Source organism: Pseudoalteromonas shioyasakiensis (assembly GCF_001550135.1).
GTDB lineage: Bacteria > Pseudomonadota > Gammaproteobacteria > Enterobacterales > Alteromonadaceae > Pseudoalteromonas > Pseudoalteromonas shioyasakiensis.
Window position 1 is genome coordinate 189544 of the sequence record NZ_LRUE01000005.1, and the last position, 15847, is coordinate 205390.

The following is a 15847-nucleotide window of genomic DNA, read 5'->3' on the forward strand; positions in this document are numbered from 1 at the left end:
CATATTTAAGTTGCTGAATTAAAAATTATTACTAAGCTTTTAGTTAGTTGTATAGGTATTTGTTTGAGTCTAAAAATGTATCAGCTTGATTATGATGAATTAGTGCAAAGTTGGAATAAAACCCTCGAAGTTTTAGCCCTTTTTGCTGATGTGCCCGTCGCCTTAGTAATGAAAGTAGAAAACAATATTATTAGTGTGTTTTCAAAAAACAATAACCAAGATAATCCTTATGAAATTGGTGACAGTGAAGAGTTAGAAGATTCAGGCCTTTATTGTGAGCATGTCGTAAAAACGCAGAACTTACTGAACATACCAAACGCACTTATTGATGAGGACTGGAAAGAAAACCCAGATATCAAGCTTAATATGATTTCTTATTTAGGTTTACCAATATGTGCAGGAGACACCACCCCATTTGGCACAATTTGTATCCTTGATAGCAAACCCCATGAATACAACGAGCCCGTGATAAAGCTACTCGAAACCATTAAGCAAAGCTTCGAAACCCAACTGAAATTATTGCATCAGCAAAAACAAGCGTTTGAGCAGCAACAGTTTGCTGAACTAGCCACTTTAATTAGAGGGATAGCCCACGAGCTCAACACACCACTCGGTAACTGTATTACCGCAGTAGATGTTACACAACTTGCTGTCAAAGAAACACAAACCAGACTTATAAAAAAACGACTTAGCCAACAAGCACTGCAAAATACTTTAGAGACATTGATAAATACCAATGAACTACTAGACAGAAACTTAACTTCATGTGCTTATAAGGTACGTATTTTACAAGATTTGCTTTATACCAAGTCGCAATCAAGCAAAACAATCATGACGTTAGAGCAACTCTCTGAGTCATTGTATAAGCACTTAGAAGAGCAAATAAAACATCGCGGTATCAAATTAGATATTAATTATCAAAACCCTCATAACCAATTTGAAGTTGATATAGACTTACTCAAGCAAGTGCTGTTCATTTTATTGCAAAACTCAATTGAGCATGCATTCAACAATATTGCAGACCCTCTAATAGAGATTGATATTTTTGATTTTGATGAGGTGTTAAAAATTCACTACACCGATAACGGCACCGGTATCAGTAGCACTGAATTAAGCTCAATTTTCACCCCATTTTATAAAGGTAAAAACAACCAATCAGGTATAGGGCTTGGCCTCAGCATAGCGAAGAAAATAGTTAGCCAACAACTGCAAGGCGATATTTGCGTACAAGAAAGTGATGTAGGCGCCCACTTTTTAATTAGCTTACCTAAGTAAGCTAATAAGTTTAAATGTCTTTCGTAAATAAAATCTTACTAGTCTGTGGGCAGCCTCTGTCTTCATAACCCACTATTGCATAGTCATTTTTGATAAGCAGACTCAGCATTGCAGGAAAACGGTTCATCGACTTAACTTTTATAGCTCGATAGCTGTGGGCTTTAACCCATGCTTCTTGCGCGTTTAATAAAGCCTGCGCAATGCCCTTCCCTCTACATTCTGGCGCAACCGCACCAAGCCAGCTATAGAAAGTGTTTGAATCTAACGCATAACCCAGTTTGTAGGCCACAGGCTCATTATCGATATAAGCCACTAAAGCTAGGTACTCAATATCTGCACACTGTGCTTGTAATTTACTAAGGGTATTTCGGCCATCAAACTCAGGGATTTGACTATCGACAAGCAACAGCTCTTCTAAACTAGCTGGCTTTACCGTGTAACAAGGCTCCATTAATCCCTCTAATCTGATATCTAATTTCACTTTTCTTTTCGATAATACAACTTTGAATAGCGTTTTACACGGGCATGTACACCGCGCCCTAAGCTCTTAAACTTAGCTTCAAGTACATCTACGCCATATAAAATACCCACCACCAGTACTGATAGCTTTATCGCAGCGAGTAAATTATCAGTAGCAATGACAACACCAATTGAAGCTAACACCCAAATTGTAGCAGCGGATGTTACGCCAACAACCGCGCCATCTTTTGCAAGCATTACCCCTGCACCCAAAAAGCCGATACCAGTAATGATCTGGCCAACTACACGTGAATGATCAATATCTTCGCCATGCAACATAAACGCTGTTGATAGAAACAAATAAGTACCCAACACAATGAGCGCTGACGTACGAATACCAACAGGTTTACCGCGTAATTGGCGTTCCATACCAATAATTGCGCCGCAAAATGCGGCGCTACCTATTGCTGACCAAGAATAAGGGGCAATATCAAATAAACTACTCAGTGTCACTGCACTTCCAAATCAAACTAACAATCAAAGTTATAAATAAAAGGCCATCGCTGTACTGAGCCGTGATGAGCCAAAACTAGCCATTTTGCTAAAATCGGCTTTGGCTATTGGTACATGCTGACAATCAATCGCCAATTCTTTTTCGTTTTCACAAAACGGGTCATGCACATACAAGCAATGCTCATCAATATGCGTTACACACACCCAATGGGGTGACTTTTTACCATCAAATCGATAAGTGCTGATCAATAACACTACCGCTTTACCCTCAGCAAGCCAATCTTCAATGGTAGCCAAGGTTAACTCTTGATACCTCACAGGCAGTTTTGCAGTTATTGATTCAGCCACAAACTGATTGTGTACGGTATGCAAAATGGCTTTTTTCTTTTCGCTTCTTACCCCGTCAATAAACAAAGTATCACGGGTATTTAAAACAACATCGGCTTTAAAACCACGTTTCATTGCAGCAAGTGCTAACCCTAGAGGATGACAACCACCATGCCCTGAAGTCATGAAGATAGTCGTCGCTTCACGCCATATATCCAACTCTTTCAGTTGGCTCATTGCGCTATCATTCAAGGATGACATAGCCATTAATAACGCCGCTGGGCCACAGGTAAATTCGGTAGTTTGCTGGTACCAAGGCGTGTGTTTATCAGCATTAAATTCGATATTACGACGAATGTTTTTTTGCATTCGATGGGCATCACTATGGTCATCATAATAATCACTGTAATGACCAAACACCTGATAACCCAGTTTTTCATATAAGCGAATTGCTGATTGGTTGTTTACCGCAACTTCTAAACGCATGTATAAACGGCCCCGTTTAGCCGTTTCATTTTCAAGCTCAAGAAGTAACTGTGAAGCAATCCCTTTGCCTTGCTGCGATTGCAAAACCGCCAGTGAATATAACCGAGCAAGCCGCGTCCCTTTGTGACACCACACTAAACCATAACCAACTAGTTGATTATCTACCTCAGCCACCATCAATAAGCCGTGGCTTGCGCTGATCCAGCGTTTTAAACTACGGCTACTTAATCTATCTTGGCTAAAGCTTTGCTCTTCAATGGCGACAAGAGCCGTCAAATCCGTGGCCTGTGCAAAGCGGATTTGACAAACAGATGCGTTCATTAACCGCGGCCTCGTGCTTCTAGGCGTTGTTTAAACTCATCCATAATGATCATATAAAGCTCATCACCTAAATAGGCATCTTCGACTTTATGGTCGATACTTGGGTTGTCATTCACTTCTAACACGTATGCTTTACCTTGATGCTCTTTAACATCAACACCATACAAACCTTTACCCACTGTTTTACAGGCTTTTAATGCCGCATCAAGTACCACTTTAGGTAGTTCAAAGGTTGGCAAGGTCTCAAAACCACCTGAGAAGAAACGTTTTGCATCATGGTTATAAATTTGCCAGTGATTTCGGGCCATTAAATAACGACACGCATAAATTGCACGGCCATTTAACACCCCGACACGCCAGTCATATTCTGTGTACATGTACTCTTGCGCAAGCACAAGTGCACTGAACTCAAACAGCTCAGTTAACTTAGCAACTAACTCATCACGATCAGCAACTTTAAATACACCTTTTGAGAAAGAACCTTCTGGCATTTTTAATACCAGTGGGTAGCTGAAGTTTGCTTCTAAACTTTCAATTGTCTCTTCACTTGTATCAGCCACAACGTGAGTTTTTAAACTTGGCACTTTTTGATAATTAAAGGCATCGTGCAAATACACTTTATTACAACAGCGCAGTATCGACTCAGCATCATCAATGACCACTAACCCTAAGCTTTGCGCTTTACTCGCTAAACGATAGGTTGGATGGTCGATGGCTGTGGTTTGACGAATAAACAATGCATCAAATTGTGCAATATTGGTAATTTCATCAAATGTCAGTGCTTGAGCATAAATACCGTGCTTAGCGGCTGCTTTTATAAATTTAGCAATGGCATCTTTATCACTTGGCGGCACTTTTTCTTGGTGATCAACCAATATAGCCATATCCCAACGGTAACGACGTTTTTTATCGTGAATGCGCCATACTGACTCTGTAAAGCTGCTGAGTTGTTTTACAAACTCTGTAAAGCCAGTGTCATCTAATGATGCAATCGTGCCTTGCTTCACAACACCTTGCTCATCACACACCAAAATAGGCGCAGGATATTGCGAGAATAACGCTTTGGTTGCTTTACTTTGCTGTTCTTTATCTGTGTGACCAAAAAATACAGTGCCACCAGCAAGCTCTTTATGACGCGTGCTGTGCTCATCGCTACGTAGCGCATTAATTGTTTTTACACTTGGTAATACCTGGTGCTTTCTTGCTTCAGCAAGCAAAGAACAATAATAACCTTTACTTAAATACTGCCCTGTATCACACAAGTTTAAAATGCGTGTTTTTGGCTCATTATGTTTTGGGTAATCACGTAAGTAGGTGTCAAAGGTAATGACATTTTCGAAATTTTGAGCAATACGTTGCTCATTGTTATCAACCACAATCAAGGTTTTAAACACGACTTTTCCTAAATTAAGCCATAGATAAAATGAAAAACACCCAACCAATTAAGTGAACGCATGAGGCTAAACTTCACTTAACTAGATGGGTGCTTGAAATACCAATACACAATAATTGTGTAATTTAGCGTATTGGTATAAGCATTAAGCTTGATGTGATTTATAGAGGTTTTTTTGCTTTGTGACCAACGAGATATTTTTTACTTGAAGATTAAATTTACTGATTAAAAATACCATTAATTAAATTAACTGATCTATGCTGTACAACTGTTTATTGCCAGCAATAGAGAGTTCAACTTCATCATCAAGGCTCTTTCCAATCAATTGCTTACCTAACGGTGCTTCTCGGGTTACAACATAAATCGGTTGCTCTTTTACGGTGACCATTAGGCCACCAGCACTTGGGCCCATAAAAAACCACTTTGCGTTATCTTGCTCATCGATAAGACACACTAATGCACCTTCACGAACCTTATTAAACTCGCTTTCTTTAAACACTGTATTGAATGCTTGTATGTCACGGTAGCACTCATTAACTCGCTCAGCTTGCCCTTGCGCTAAGTATGCAGCCTCTAAACCCAAGGTATCGTATTGAGTTTCAGCGACACTTTCTTCGTGAGTTGCAGCGTCATGAGCCGCTTTTGCCGCTGCTTTGGCGTTTTGCAGTTGTGCCTCTAGCGCAAAGCGTAAATGTTCAATTACGTGTGTTTTATTCATATCAAAGCAGTTAAAACAGAAAAGCCGCTATTCTATGGAAAAATAGCGGCTGATGAAAGTAAGTTATAAAACTGACTTACGGCATATCCATATAGGCTTTGGTTTTATCATCCAGTGTTTGGGTGTAATTTTCTGAACTTAACCCCAATAGCTGTGGCAAGGTAGCGGCGATACAAATCGATGAGAAGGTTCCCACCACAATGCCTGCAAATAACGCAATGGCAAAGCCCGTTAATGCAGCACCAGCAAGCAACCAAATACAGGCAATGGTCGCAAGTGTTGTGCCTGAGGTGATCAACGTACGTGTTAAGGTAGAACCAATTGCATCGTTAATCACAACATGGGTGTTAATGCGTTGATTGTCTGGCTGAATACGTAAAAGCTCTCTGACTCTGTCGCCAACAATAATTGAGTCATTTAATGAATAGCCAATAATAGCCAGTAAACTCGCCAGCACGGTTAAATTAAACTCAAGCCCTATCAAGGAAAACAAACCAAGCACTAAGATTAAATCATGCAACAGTGCAACCACTGAGCCTACCGCGAGTCGCCATTCAAAGCGCACTGCAAGATAAACCATAATGGCAATCAGCGCCGCAAATAAAGCTAAACAACCTTGTTCAAAAAGCTCATCACCCACTTGTGAGCCTAAAAATGAGCTAGATAATACGCTATAGTCTACCCCTTGCTCATTCAGCTCTGCTTGCCAAGTACTGGCTTTGCTAGCCTCTGGCGCTTCTCTTAAAACAAAGTGATATTCACCTGCTTTAGTGATGGTTAATTTGCTTGCAACCTCGGGGCTTAACTTTGCCTTTAAATCAGCAATTGTCGTGACTGACGTTGTGTTAATTTCACTGATGTAGCCACCTGTAAAATCAAGGCCAAAATTTAGTCCTTTTACAGATAAAACACCTAGGCTCGCGATGACTAAAACACAGCTTAGCACTAGCCCTAAAACGCGTGCTTTACTCGCCGCAGTTAATGTTGACCAACTCATGCTTTAGCCCCCGTCAAATTAGTTAGTTTAATGTAGAGTGTTTGGCTAAGCGCTTTTGAAATATAAACGCCAGTAAAAACGCTGGTTAATAGCCCAAGCGCTAAGGTGATTGCAAAGCCTTTCACCGGCCCATAACCAATGGCGTATAAAATAATTGCCGTGATCATCGTAGTCACATTGGCATCAAAAATGGTCGTAAATGCTTGGTTATAGCCTTGTTCAATCGCTTGATATGTAGGCCTGCCTTTGCGTTTCTCTTCTTTTATTCGCTCAAAGATAATCACATTGGTATCAACAGCCATCCCTATCGTCAGAACAAGCCCTGCAATACCCGGTAAGGTCAGCACAACACCCGGCAATAACGACATTAAACCGACTAAAGCCGTTAAATTAAGGAGTAAAGCAATATTTGCAATCAATCCTAAACGACGATACCAAAGCGCCATAAACGCAAGGGTAATACCGATACCCAGCATTAACGCAGCTAAACCGTGCTCAATGTTTTCACTGCCTAAGCTTGGGCCTATGGTTTGCTCTTGAACGATTGTCACTGGCGCTGTGAGCGACCCTGCACGTAGTAAAAGCGCTAAATCGTAGGCTGCTTGAGGGCTTTTCATATTAGTAATGCTAAAACGAGAACTTAAATGCTGGGCAATGTTTGCCACATTGATCACTTCGCTTTTTTTTACAACGTCGCCATTTGCATCCCGTGAATATTCCGAATACACCGTGGCCATTGGCTTACCTATGTTGTGCTTCGAAAAAGTAGACATGGCATCGCCACCTTGCGAATCTAAACTGAGCTGAACTAAAGGCTTGCCCCATTCATCTTTGCCAACACTGGCATTATTAATGTGATCACCTGAAAAAATCGCCATCGGATTTAAATTAACAACGCCACCGCCTTGTACATTAAACGCTTTACCACCTACTTCGACGACCTGATAAAAATCGAGGGTCGCAGTTGCACCAATAATACGTTTCGCTTCTGATGGGTCCTGCACACCAGGTAACTCAATGCGAATGCGCTGCTTACCTTGTCTTTGCGTTACCGCTTCTGTGATACCAAGCTCTTCAATGCGACCACGCAGGGTTGTTAAGCTTTGCGCCATAACTTGTTTATTGAATTCACTTTGGCTTTGCTCATTAAAATGCAGTAATACTGTGGTTAGGTTATTGGTTGTTGATTTAGTTTGCATCAGGCCTTTGAATTGACCTTGTAACGTTGAGACGAGTCCTGCAAGTTGCTCCTCGCCACTTGGTAAAATTTGTAGTTCAACCCCTTCTTTTACTTCACTTGCCCGGATCCCACGAATTTTGTCTTTACGAAGCGTCAATTTAGTTTGTTGATACACACTGTTTAAGTGCTCTTGCATTGCTTTATCTAGGTCAACATCAAGCACAAATAACACCCCACCATTTAAGTCGAGCCCCAATTTAATCGGTGAAAGACCCAGCTGCTGAAGCCATTGTGGGCTTGTCGCATGCTCAACAATTTTAGCCTCTAGCTGTGGGTATTGCGTTTTTATAAAACTCAACGCATTGGCACTTTGGGTTGGCTCGCTTAATAAAATAGCCAGTTGTGCTTGATTATCATTGGCTTCAGTCACTTCAAAACCATGTTGATTTAGTGACGTTGTCACACTTTGCAGCGTCACAGTTTGATCTGGCAAGCTAATGTGCAACCAAGATTTGTTAGGGTAAAGGTTAGGTAGTGCGCTAACCGCTAATAAAATACACGCCGCTATCATAGCGACATAACTCATTTTTAGACGACGCCATAGCGCCGGCTTTGATTTATGTGACATACATGACTTCCTTCCGGCATCGTCTGCCGGTAAAAATTTAATTCCAAAAAATAAAAAGCAACGAAGGAAGTCGTTTAGCTATGGTAGGTGGTATTCGCTTTGTACAAGAGGTTGGCGTCTTTCCAGCCACTAATGCGGGATTTACGTTGAGTGGCTAACGCAAACCATGGGATCACACGCACAGCACCTGGCGGCGCTAAAAAGTGCTCTTTACCCCAATCTTCAGCAAAGAATTCTATTAATAGCTCGTAATCAGGGTCAACCTGACTATGATAAAGAAACAATGATGAATTACTGGCAGTTAAACGCGGCACTAGGGTATCAAACCCCGATGGTTCTACCGGTTTAGGATGTTCAACTGTATGAGTTTGAGAAATAACTGGGGTTTTAGTCAGCTCGACTTGGAACAATTTAGTCGCAGCAAAGTGTGAGTGAGTGTCAGGCATAGCCATGCTCTGTGCACTAAAGAACACAGTAAATAGCAAGATAATGACTGAGAAAAACCGTAACAAGAAATGACCAATAAATTAAGTAGATACCGTGGATATAATGAGGGTAAAAAAATAAAACACAAGGTATTACTTAAATAAAAGTACCTAAAATAAAGCGGGCCTAATTAGGCCCGCTTAGTAATTTAACTTTGTTAAACTTCTAATGATGACATGTCGATAACAAAGCGTGAGGCCATATCACCTTGCTTTAACTTATCAAAAGCGTCATTAATTTGGTCCATTTTGATCATTTCAACTTCAGGTAAAATATTATGTAACGCACAGAAATCGAGGATTTCTTGAGTTTGTGCAATACCGCCAATCAATGAGCCTGCAACACGGCGACGCCCCATTAATAATGGCACTGAGTTAGTCTCTTCAAGTTCACCTACTTGACCAACCAATACTTGCGTACCATCAATATCTAAAAGCGGAATATACGGCGTAAAGTCGTGTTTTACCGGAATAGTATTAATGATCACATCAAATTGATTTGCATGCGCTTGCATGGCATCTTCATCACTCGATACCAATAAATCTTTTGCGCCATAAGATAAAACCTGCTGTTTTTTCTTATCACTACGGCTAATCGCCGTAACATGTGCACCCATTGCAGCTGCGATTTTAATTGCCATGTGGCCTAAACCACCTAAACCAATCACACCAACACGGCTACCAGGGCCCACATTCCACGTACGTAATGGCGAATACGTTGTGATACCCGCACATAAAATTGGTGCACATTTAGCAAGGTCTAAGCCTTCAGGCACGTTCAGTACAAATTCTTCACGCACCACAATGTGTTTTGAATAGCCACCTTGAGTGAGTTCACCGCTAATGCGATCTTGTCCTGAGTAAGTCCCTACCATACCTTCGCGACAAAACTGCTCTTCACCGTGATGACATTGGTCACAGCTTAAACAGCTATCAACCATACAACCCACAGCAACATTATCGCCCACTTTATATTTAGTAACGCCGCTGCCTACTTCAAGGACGCGACCAACGATTTCATGGCCGGGTACGACTGGGTACTGAGTCCAGCCCCAGTCGTTTTCTGCGGTGTGTAAGTCTGAATGGCACACGCCACAATATAGAATTTCAATTGATACATCTTCATCACGAAGTGCACGGCGTTCAAAATGATACGGCTCTAGTGGTTTTTCAGAATCATGTGCTGCATAACCGACGGTTTTCATGCTTACTCCTTAGTTTTCTTCGTGTTTTACTCATGCATTTAACTAATTTGCTAATGCGCTTGTGTATAATGCATTCAGTATAGAGGTAAATTAACAAATTACACTTGCCTAAAACACGAAAGCTTTTGCCTATTTTTATCAAATTGATTTTTAAGAGACCCCCATGCGTGGAATGAGCCGCAAAGAACAGGTGACTAGATCGCCTGATGCAATGAACCTATCACAAAGCATAAAAACACTCTGGCCCTATTTAATGACCTTTAAAGGCCGGGTTATTTTAGCCGTCTTCGCGCTTATTGCTGCAAAAGGCGCCACATTGCTGATGCCTTGGGCACTAAAAGAAATAATTGACGCGGTTGATGCGAGTATCAACCCGCTATTAAGCGTTCCTATTGCCTTGCTGATCGCCTATGGTTTGCTGCGCTTTGCCAGTGTATTTTTTGGTGAAGTACGCGATGCATTATTTGGCCGTGTTACAGAGCACGCAATGCGCCATATCGGCTTAAAAGTATTTAAGCACTTGCACAGTTTAGAGCTTGCCTTTCACCTTGATAGGCAAACAGGTGGTATCAGTCGCGATATAGAACGTGGTACAAATGGCCTTAGTTTTTTAATGCGCTTTTTAATGTTTAATATTGTGCCAACCCTATTTGAAATAATCACAGTAGCGATTATTTTTGCAACCTTGTTTTCACCTTGGTTTGCACTGGTCACATTGATTGCGGTTGCTAGTTACATTGCTTTTACTGTGATTGTAACTCAGTGGCGTAACCGATTTATTCGTGAAGCAAATGCTGCCGATAACAACTCAAACACCCGTGCAATCGACAGCTTACTAAATTACGAAACCGTTAAGTACTTCAACAATGAACACTATGAAGCGAGCACCTACGACGGCTTTTTAGCTAAGTGGGAACAAGCGAGGCTTAAAAATCGTTTATCGTTACTAGCCCTTAATTCAGGGCAAGCACTTATTATTGCCGCGGCTATTACTGCACTAATGTGGCTAGGTGCCAGCTCAGTGGTCAATAAAGAGCTGACAATAGGTGAGCTTGTGATGATCAATGCTTATATGATCCAGTTATTTTTACCACTTAACTTTTTAGGTTTTGTTTATCGTGAGATACGCCGTGCGCTGACTGACCTTGAAAATATGCTGGGGTTGTTAAATCGAAAAGCCGCCATTAGCGATGACAAAGATGCAAAACTATTAAAAGCAACCAAAGCAGCTATTCGATTTGAAAATGTGTCGTTTAGTTACGACAAACAACGGCCAATTTTAAATAACTTAAGCTTTGAGGTTACTTCTGGCAGCAAAGTGGCGATTGTGGGTGCTAGTGGCGCAGGTAAAAGCACTCTAAGCCGCCTGCTCTACCGTTTTTATGATGTTGATGCAGGTAATATTTATATCGATGAGCAAGCAATCAACACAGTGACACTTGAAAGTTTGCGCCAAGCAATTGCCATCGTACCGCAGGATACCGTGCTATTTAATACCAGCATTCGCGAAAACATCGCCTACGGAAATCCAACAGCAAGCGAAGATGAAATTGATAAAGCCATAAGCCTTGCCCATTTAGATGGATTTATTGCCAGCCTAGATAAAGGCGATAAAACCCTTGTTGGTGAGCGCGGTTTAAAAGTATCAGGCGGTGAAAAACAACGCATTGCAATTGCCAGAGCCATTTTAAAAGGTTCACCCATTTTATTATTTGATGAGGCAACATCGGCGCTAGATTCGCATTCAGAACAAGCCATTCTCAGCGCGATGCGTGAAGTCGCACAAAGACATACCAGCTTAGTCATTGCGCATCGTTTATCAACAGTTACTGACGCTGACAAAATTATTGTTATGAAACAAGGACAGGTTGTTGAACAAGGTCAACACCAACAATTGCTTGCAGCAAATGGTGAATACGCACGAATGTGGCAGTTACAGCAAAGCGATGAATAAACACTGTTAACTAGTAGGTTAAATGATTAGAATAACCGCTTTATTTTTATCTATAACAAAAAGGCAACACGCAGATGGGCAGAGCTTATCAAAACAAAAAAGACTCAATGGCAAAAACTGCGGGTGCAAAAACCAAAGTTTATTCAAAGTACGGAAAAGAAATTTATATCTGCGCTAAGAATGGTGGTGTTGATCCCGATGGCAACTTAGCGCTTCGTCGCTTAATTGAGCGTGCTAAAAAAGACCAAGTACCTACGCATGTAATTGAGCGTGCAATCGATAAAGCCAAAGGCGGTGGCGGCGAAGATTACGTAGCAACTCGCTATGAAGGTTACGGCCCGGGTAACTGTATGATCATTGTTGACTGTTTAACCGACAACAACAAACGTACCTTTGCTGACGTACGTGTTTGTTTTACAAAAGCGAATGCAAAAATTGGTGCGCAAAACTCAGTATCACACTTATTTGATCACCTCGCTATTTTTGTATTTGATGGTGATGATGACGAGGCAGTTTTAGAAGCACTAATGATGGCTGATGTTGATGTAACAGATGTAGAAGTTGAAGACGGTAAAGTGACTGTATTCGCTCCACATACTGAGTACAACAATACCCGTACAGCACTTGAAGAAATGGGAATTACTGATTTCCTCGAAGATCTAATTGCTTTTGTGCCGCAAGTAGAAGCACCCATTGAAGGTGAAGACGTTGAAGTCATGGAGCGCTTTTTAGCCATGCTAGAAGACTGTGACGACGTACAAAACGTTTACCACAACGCACAGTTTTAATTAAAAAGGCCAACCAAGTTGGCCTTTTACCTTTTAGCCCAAAGGAATCAACATTGAATACCCTCGAAGAGTTAAAAGCCGGTTCTCTACTAGGTTGTACACGGCTTCAGCTTGTTGCAGAACTAACTGAATTGCCAAAAGAAATTTATACCCTAGCCGATACGTTAGAAATCCTCGATTTATCTAATAATCAGCTAAGTGATTTACCTGACGATTTTTACAAATTAAAAAATCTCAAACGGCTGTTTTTATCATTTAATCAGTTTAAACATATTCCAGACGTGCTAAGACAATGCCCAAACTTAATCATGGTGGCATTTAAAGGTAATCAAATTACTGAATTTAAAGCGCACTGTTTACCAACGAAGATTGAATGGCTGATCTTAACTGATAATCAAATTCCTGCTTTACCTGATACATTTGGTGAGTACAGCAAGCTTAAAAAGCTCGCACTGGCAGGTAACCAGTTAACTCATTTGCCAGTTTCAATGGCTGATTGTAAAGAGCTTGAGCTAATACGTTTAAGTGCCAATAAGCTTACAAAAGTTGAAGATTGGCTTTTATCTTTACCGAAACTTGCTTGGCTTGCCTTCTCTGGTAACGAGTTAAATCGCTCAACTAGCTTACACTGTGAGCAGTTTAGCAAAATCGCACTGAATGAAATCGATATTAAAAAGCAGATTGGCCAAGGCGCATCTGGGGTTATTCATTTGGCCAATTGGCATCAACAGCCTGTTGCCCTTAAGTTATTTAAAGGCGAGATCACCAGTGATGGCTATCCACTCGATGAGCTAAATTGTTGTTTAAAAGCAAGTGAGCATCCAAATCTCATTAAAGCATTGGGCTATGTCGATGAAGAGTCACAACTTGGTTTAGTGATGGAGCTTATCAGTAAAGAGTTTAGTAATCTTGGTTTGCCGCCCTCTCTTACAACTTGTACCCGAGACACATTCGCAGACAACTGCCAGTATTCGCCAGAAATGGTACTAAAAATCGTCAAGCAAATGGCAAGTACCCTCGCCCATTTGCATCAAAAGCAAGTAAGCCATGGTGACATTTATGCCCATAACAGCATGATCAATTCACATGGCGAGTTATTATTTGGTGACTTTGGTGCTGCAACTGACTTATCAATGCTGACGCCTGATCAACAGCAGCTATTAGAAGGCATTGAAGTACGCGCCCTTGGTTATTTCATCGATGATTTACTGACTGTAGTCACTGAACAAAACGACACTACCAAGATGCTTGCTGACGTAGCGCAAGAGTGCTTAGCATTCAACTCAGACAAACGCCCTCGCTTTTCTGAGCTAGTTTCGCGATTATAAGTGTAGGTAATTATAAATAAAGCCTCAGTGAGGCTTTATTTTTGCTTTTTAAACGGAAACACCTGCTGCTTTAACATACCTTCGGGCATGTAATCGCCAACCACACCATATTTATCGGGCCATTCTGCTTGACCTTTCACAGCAGTGCCAAAAAGATAATCTAAAAAAGAAAAATGCGCAGCATAGTTACGGTCAATGGCCGCTTTATCAGATGAATGATGCCAATGATGAAACTGAGGCGTAACCAGCAAATACTTTAGCCAACCAAACTTCACCCGAACATTAGCGTGGTTAAACACGGCCTGAAAGCCAACAATAATGACATAGAGGCTAATAACATCCGATGGAAAGCCGAGCACAAAAATAGGCGTGAGCACTAAGCTGCGCGTCACGAGTATTTCTAAAATATGCTGACGAGAGCCTGCAAGCCAATCCATTTCTTTTGCACTATGATGCACGGCATGAAAACGCCATAGCAATGGCACTTCGTGATAAGCCCTATGCACAAAGTACTGCATTAAATCGGCTACTAAAATGATTAAAAATAGCTGCAGTAAAAATGGCAGTTGAATAATGAAGCCTTGCACTGTATCAGACACAGCCCAGCCAAATGCGTGATGCACGAACTGATTGGTTGCCAGCAACACAAAACCAATAATTAAGTGATTAACAAAGAAATGATTTAAATCACCCTGCCACTCAGAACGGAGGATTTTTTGCTCTTTACGGTGCGGCAGTAGCTTTTCAATTAGAATAAAAATCAGGGTTGAACCAAGTAAGTCAAGAATGAACCAATCAAGCCCCAAGTACGGCGTATTATCTTTAAAGTCGCCCACTTCAACATTCGGACCGCCAAATGCAATTGCCACAACTATAAATACCCAAGCCGTTGCACCCAGCCGTTTATTAGTGTTACGAACAAAGTTCAACAACCCTAAACTGCCTGAAATAATCAATGCCACAAACATCAGCTGGCGTAAAAACTCGACACTGTAGTTTTGCCTGAGCTCTGGGGTCGTTAAGTACTCTGGAAAATGAAAGGCTAACACCCCTAAACAGGATAAAACCGCTAAGAAGCAAGCAATATAACCGCTAATATTGCCTTCACCCACTTGAAACTGCTCAGCCCTAAATAGCCGATGATAAAGACGTGTCATGATATAAAAATCCATTTTTCAATTTTTTCCAACATAACACAGAAGAATTTAGGAACAAATGTACGCTGAGTCATCACGAAAATGTGTAAATTACAAATTAATAGCGAAGAACTGTCTAATATTATTGAACATCCATATCCTTATGAAACGAAATAGGCTTATAAAAGAATAAGCCTTTAACTATTACTGAAATGCTTTATCAAACTTATCTTGATCAAGGTATTTATCAAATGCACCTAAAGCATTACCCACACTTGGCTCAGCCATTAACTCTTGCATTGCAACTTCACCGACAATACCGAATGCATTTTCCATTGCTCCCTGACCGCCGACTTCTATCGCCGCCTTAGCTTGCTTTGGACAGTCTTCAGTTAATAAACGCGTAACTAACGCACCAACATAGCGATTAGTGTCATCCATATCTTGCTCTGTAACGTTCGCGAAAGGCTTAATTATACTATGCGTCGACATACCCAGATAAATCCACTTAGCGAGATTTTTCCGCTCTTTGCCATTTAGTGAATCAGTTAAACACACTGCAAGTTGCTGAGCTTCTTCTGATGCTGAAGCATAACTAGGCAGTAACGACATTACAAAGAGTGAAGTAGTTAATAAGATTTTTTTCATTATCTT

The 15847-nt window shown here is 41.0% G+C and carries 15 protein-coding genes; 4 read left to right on the plus strand and 11 right to left on the minus strand.

Features of this window, described 5'->3' with window-relative positions; all coding sequences use genetic code 11:
- Nucleotides 1-63 precede the first annotated feature (63 nt).
- Nucleotides 64-1275, plus strand: a complete 1212-nt coding sequence (locus PASHI_RS02720; RefSeq protein WP_156426446.1) for a GAF domain-containing sensor histidine kinase — start codon at nucleotides 64-66, stop codon at nucleotides 1273-1275.
- Nucleotides 1276-1285: 10 nt separating this feature from the next.
- Here the strand turns inward: PASHI_RS02720 and PASHI_RS02725 are convergent, their stop codons facing one another.
- From PASHI_RS02725 to PASHI_RS02765, 9 genes are all read right to left on the minus strand, one after another.
- Complete coding sequence (locus PASHI_RS02725) at nucleotides 1286-1756, minus strand: GNAT family N-acetyltransferase (protein ID WP_244269370.1); 471 nt, start codon at nucleotides 1754-1756, stop codon at nucleotides 1286-1288.
- Complete coding sequence (locus PASHI_RS02730; protein ID WP_054551426.1) at nucleotides 1753-2247, minus strand: MgtC/SapB family protein; 495 nt, start codon at nucleotides 2245-2247, stop codon at nucleotides 1753-1755. The genes PASHI_RS02725 and PASHI_RS02730 overlap by 4 nt, the downstream gene beginning before the upstream one ends.
- Before the next feature lie 30 nt (nucleotides 2248-2277).
- Nucleotides 2278-3381 carry a GNAT family N-acetyltransferase/peptidase C39 family protein gene (locus PASHI_RS02735; RefSeq protein ID WP_062564498.1) on the minus strand — a complete coding sequence of 368 codons (1104 nt, stop codon included), beginning with the start codon at nucleotides 3379-3381 and terminating at the stop codon, nucleotides 2278-2280.
- Entirely contained in the window at nucleotides 3381-4775 is a 1395-nt protein-coding gene (locus PASHI_RS02740; protein WP_062564499.1) for a RimK family protein, read from the minus strand. Before PASHI_RS02740 ends, PASHI_RS02735 begins: the two co-directional genes overlap by 1 nt.
- A 240-nt stretch (nucleotides 4776-5015) precedes the next feature.
- Complete coding sequence (locus PASHI_RS02745; RefSeq protein ID WP_062564500.1) at nucleotides 5016-5492, minus strand: transcription elongation factor GreAB; 477 nt, start codon at nucleotides 5490-5492, stop codon at nucleotides 5016-5018.
- A gap of 76 nt (nucleotides 5493-5568) precedes the next feature.
- Nucleotides 5569-6489, minus strand: coding sequence for a protein translocase subunit SecF (gene secF, locus PASHI_RS02750; protein WP_062564501.1), 921 nt, complete (start codon nucleotides 6487-6489; stop codon nucleotides 5569-5571).
- Complete coding sequence (gene secD, locus PASHI_RS02755; protein WP_062564502.1) at nucleotides 6486-8297, minus strand: protein translocase subunit SecD; 1812 nt, start codon at nucleotides 8295-8297, stop codon at nucleotides 6486-6488. The genes secF and secD overlap by 4 nt, the downstream gene beginning before the upstream one ends.
- A gap of 74 nt (nucleotides 8298-8371) precedes the next feature.
- Nucleotides 8372-8743, minus strand: a complete 372-nt coding sequence (locus PASHI_RS02760) for a hypothetical protein (RefSeq protein ID WP_156426447.1) — start codon at nucleotides 8741-8743, stop codon at nucleotides 8372-8374.
- Nucleotides 8744-8940: 197 nt separating this feature from the next.
- The gene (locus PASHI_RS02765; protein ID WP_062564504.1) at nucleotides 8941-9987 is read right to left on the minus strand and encodes an NAD(P)-dependent alcohol dehydrogenase; all 1047 of its coding nucleotides are present in this window, start codon (nucleotides 9985-9987) and stop codon (nucleotides 8941-8943) included.
- A gap of 211 nt (nucleotides 9988-10198) precedes the next feature.
- Here PASHI_RS02765 and PASHI_RS02770 point away from each other — a divergent pair, with 211 nt between their 5' ends.
- The 3 genes from PASHI_RS02770 (at nucleotide 10199) to PASHI_RS02780 (ending at nucleotide 14057) form a co-directional block, all read left to right on the plus strand.
- Entirely contained in the window at nucleotides 10199-11941 is a 1743-nt protein-coding gene (locus tag PASHI_RS02770) for an ABCB family ABC transporter ATP-binding protein/permease (protein WP_062564588.1), read from the plus strand.
- Between the two features lie 74 nt (nucleotides 11942-12015).
- A complete protein-coding gene (locus PASHI_RS02775; RefSeq protein WP_062564505.1) occupies nucleotides 12016-12729 on the plus strand; it encodes a YebC/PmpR family DNA-binding transcriptional regulator in 714 nt (237 codons plus the stop codon).
- 53 nt (nucleotides 12730-12782) lie between these two features.
- Nucleotides 12783-14057 carry a protein kinase gene (locus PASHI_RS02780; protein WP_062564506.1) on the plus strand — a complete coding sequence of 425 codons (1275 nt, stop codon included), beginning with the start codon at nucleotides 12783-12785 and terminating at the stop codon, nucleotides 14055-14057.
- Between the two features lie 35 nt (nucleotides 14058-14092).
- Here the strand turns inward: PASHI_RS02780 and PASHI_RS02785 are convergent, their stop codons facing one another.
- A complete protein-coding gene (locus PASHI_RS02785) occupies nucleotides 14093-15229 on the minus strand; it encodes a sterol desaturase family protein (protein ID WP_244269371.1) in 1137 nt (378 codons plus the stop codon).
- A 168-nt stretch (nucleotides 15230-15397) separates the two neighbouring features.
- Nucleotides 15398-15841, minus strand: a complete 444-nt coding sequence (locus PASHI_RS02790) for a hypothetical protein (protein ID WP_062564507.1) — start codon at nucleotides 15839-15841, stop codon at nucleotides 15398-15400.
- Nucleotides 15842-15847 lie beyond the last annotated feature (6 nt).